The organism is Deltaproteobacteria bacterium, from assembly GCA_016874775.1.
Classification (GTDB): Bacteria; Desulfobacterota; Binatia; order Bin18; family Bin18; genus VGTJ01.
Genome location: VGTJ01000334.1, coordinates 1 through 2795, shown reverse-complemented (window position 1 = coordinate 2795; position 2795 = coordinate 1). Strand labels below are relative to the sequence as shown.

The window sequence follows — 2795 nt, the reverse complement described above, 5'->3', positions numbered from 1 at the left end:
CTGTATGCCGTGCGGGAGAGTTTGTTTAGTCATTACCTTCGCGCTGAACTACAAAACCCTCATGTCACGGCTTGTTAAGGTCCAAAGCGTAAGTCCTGTATACGCTTCTTCCTCGCTCTTAATCGGTAACTTAATTCTTGCCCATACCTAACCCACTGAGCAAATCGTTCTGGAGGTTCTGTCGACGTTTGGCAATCAACCCACGAAAATAAGCATAGAAAGAGACGGTTGCCTGGTTTGCCGCTTCAATAATCTCGGGAGTGACAATCGGATCAAGACTGCGGGCAAGATCTCGGGTCCACACTTTGAACTGTTCTTGATCCTCAACCGGGACACCCATCATCTCACAGATCACCATCGTCGGTAGTGGATACGCAAAGTCTGCAATCAAATCCATCGTCCCGGTAATTTGTACGTTATCTAAGAGTCCCTCGACGATCGCTTGAATACGTGGACGCATCCCCTCGGCTACGCGAGGCGTGAATGCCTTGGCCACGATCGTACGTAACCGTGTATGATCCGGCGGGTCTTTCATCAACATCCAGTTCGTTTGCATGCGCAGCAAGGGGCTATCCTCGCCTCCTTGTGCCTGCAGGAACTCCAGAAATCCGTCCCATTTATACGGATCAGCACTAAAGCGCGCAGGGTCTCGTAGTACGGCGACACAATCAGCATGGCGACTCAACACCCAACGTCCAGCAATATCGCTCCAATGCACTGGGTCTTTCGTCCGCAGCCGCTGGTAAAAAGGATACGGGTTAACGCGAAACTCTGGATCAAGCGGATTGAACTCCACGGTATCGGTCACAAGACCCCCTTCTTTCGTGCACCACAGCAGTTTTTCTTATCGTAACAAAAAAATAGGGGGCTAGCAGGCTAGCCCCCTATTCATATCGGACAGGAAATCAATTTCTACAGGAACGACGGCGCACGATACTCACCGAATACGTTACGCATGGCATCAGAAATTTCGCCAAGCGTCGCGTAGACCCGTACGGCATCAATGATCACTGGCATTAAGTTCCCACCATCACGTGCCGTCGCTTCGACCTTCTCAATAGCAGCTTTCGCAGCAGCTTGATTGCGCTCGGCGCGCACTGCTGCCAGTTTTTTCTTTTGTTGTTCTTCCAAGGCTTGGTCCACTTTCAGCAGCTCGCCCTGGTTGTCCTCTTCAACCGTAAAGTCATTAACGCCGACAATAACTTGTTCTTTACTTTCTACCGCTTGTTGATAACGGAACGCAGCTTCGTGGATCTCTCGCTGCTGATATCCAGCCTCGATGCCTTTGACCGCACCACCGAGTTTGTCGATTCGCTCGATGTATTCAACCGCCTTGGCTTCAAGCTGGTCGGTCAGTGACTCAACAAAATACGAACCAGCCATTGGATCAATCGTATCGGCTGCACCTGACTCATAGGCAATCACTTGTTGTGTACGCAACGCAATCCGCACCGCATCTTCCGTCGGCAATGCCAAGGCTTCATCTTTAGAATTGGTATGCAGCGAGTTAGTTCCGCCCAACACCGCAGCCAAAGCTTGTAAGGTCACCCGCATGATGTTGTTATCGGGCTGCTGGGCCGTCAACGTCGACCCTGCGGTTTGCGCGTGGGTCCGTAGCATCCACGAGCGTGGGTCCTTGGCTTTGAAGCGTTCCTTCATTATCTTCGCCCACAAGCGGCGTGCGGCCCGAAACTTCGCGATTTCTTCGAAGAAATTATTGTGGACATTGAAGAAGAACGACAAGCGCGAAGCAAATTTGTCGACATCAAGCCCAGCCTTCACCGCCGCTTCGACGTACGCAATGCCGTCGGCCAAAGTAAACGCGATCTCTTGCGCGGCAGTCGAGCCAGCCTCACGAATGTGATAGCCGGAGATGGAAATGGTATTCCAATTCGGTACCTGGTCAGCACAGAAGGCAAAGATATCAGTGATAATTCTCAGTGACGGAGTTGGCGGGTAGATATAGGTTCCCCGCGCCATATACTCTTTCAAGAGATCATTCTGAATCGTGCCGTTGACCTTATCCCATGTCACTCCTTGTTTCTCAGCAACTGCCAAATACAGGGCAAGCAAAATCGAAGCCGTGGCATTGATCGTCATCGAGGTGCTGACTTTGTCGAGCGGGATACCGTTGAGCAAGGTTTCCATGTCTGCCAGTGAGTCAATCGCGACCCCAGCCCGTCCAACTTCACCTGCAGCAAGAATGTGATCCGAGTCACGTCCCATCTGCGTGGGCAGGTCAAAGGCAACCGATAACCCTGTCTGTCCTTGCTCAAGGAGATAGCGATAGCGTTTATTCGACTCTTCTGCTGTCCCAAAGCCAGCATACTGGCGCATCGTCCAAAAGCGGCCACGATACATCGTTGGCTGCACACCACGAGTGAAGGGATATTGGCCAGGAAAGTCGAGCGCCTTGAGGTAATCTAAGGCAGCAGCATCCTCAGAAGTATAGACCCGTTTGATCTCAATGCCCGAGGTGGTCTCAAAGTGCTTCTTACGTTCGGGAGAACGGGGAAGCGCCTTTTGCACGACTTTCTCGTCCCATTCTTTATAAGCCTTCGCTACGTCACGCGTATCGCTCATGTCTGTCTTCGACCTCGATTCCGTAAAGATTGTGCAACCTGCCTACCGGAAATCAAGCAGCGAGACAACCAGGCAGACGGCTCGTTAGGCATGGGCAAGAATTAAGTTACCGATTAAGAGCGAGGAAGAAGCGTATAGTTCCAATCGCCATGAAACTTACCGGGTTTGATATTGAGCGCTTGAAACTCATCGTCGGAGACCTGTAGGCCTTT

The 2795-nt window shown here is 51.5% G+C and carries 2 protein-coding genes; both read right to left on the bottom strand.

Annotated elements, in window-relative coordinates; translation table 11 throughout:
• Window positions 1-130 precede the first annotated feature (130 nt).
• Window positions 131-808 (bottom strand): cytochrome P450, encoded by a 678-nt coding sequence (locus tag FJ147_28180; GenBank protein MBM4259762.1) that lies wholly within the window; start codon window positions 806-808, stop codon window positions 131-133.
• A gap of 104 nt (window positions 809-912) precedes the next feature.
• Complete coding sequence (locus FJ147_28175) at window positions 913-2583, bottom strand: methylmalonyl-CoA mutase (GenBank protein MBM4259761.1); 1671 nt, start codon at window positions 2581-2583, stop codon at window positions 913-915.
• Window positions 2584-2795 lie beyond the last annotated feature (212 nt).

Excerpts from the sequence above, each read along its gene's own strand:
- FJ147_28175 (MBM4259761.1), bottom strand. The coding sequence starts at position 2,583 with ATGAGCGATACGCGTGACGTAGCGAAGGCTTATAAAGAATGGGACGAG.